This is a genomic window from Virgibacillus sp. AGTR, from assembly GCF_016919725.2.
Lineage (GTDB): Bacteria > Bacillota > Bacilli > Bacillales > Amphibacillaceae > Virgibacillus > Virgibacillus salarius.
The window spans coordinates 1-341 of the sequence record NZ_JAJERH010000197.1 but is presented as its reverse complement, the minus strand read 5'-3'; the positions used below and the strand labels follow the sequence as shown (position 1 = coordinate 341).

1 protein-coding gene is annotated in these 341 nt (G+C 35.2%); it reads left to right on the top strand.

Annotated features, from left to right (window positions below; all coding sequences use genetic code 11):
• Positions 1 to 341 (top strand): phosphopantetheine-binding protein (locus JUJ52_RS23210; RefSeq protein ID WP_228089269.1); only part of this gene is annotated, 341 nt, incomplete at both ends.

Here is a 341-nt window from a genome sequence, read left to right as displayed (position 1 = left end):
TAATTTGGTCAGAGGTATTAGGCATAGACAAAGTCGGAATCCATGATAACTTTTTTGATTTAGGTGGAGATTCCATTAAAGCAATCAGAATAGTCTCCGGTGTACAAAAACATGGCTTTAAATTAGCTATGAATGAATTATTTAAAAATGGAACGATTCATTCCATTCGTGAGCAGCTTATCTCTTTTGAAAGTAAAGTAAGTCAAGAAGAAGTGATTGGAGAAGCACCGCTAATTCCAATTCAAAAGATGTTTTTTGAACACAACTTTACAGATAGCCATCATTGGAATCAATCGGTGATGATTCATCGTAAAGAAGGCTTTCGGGAAGATATCGTCAGA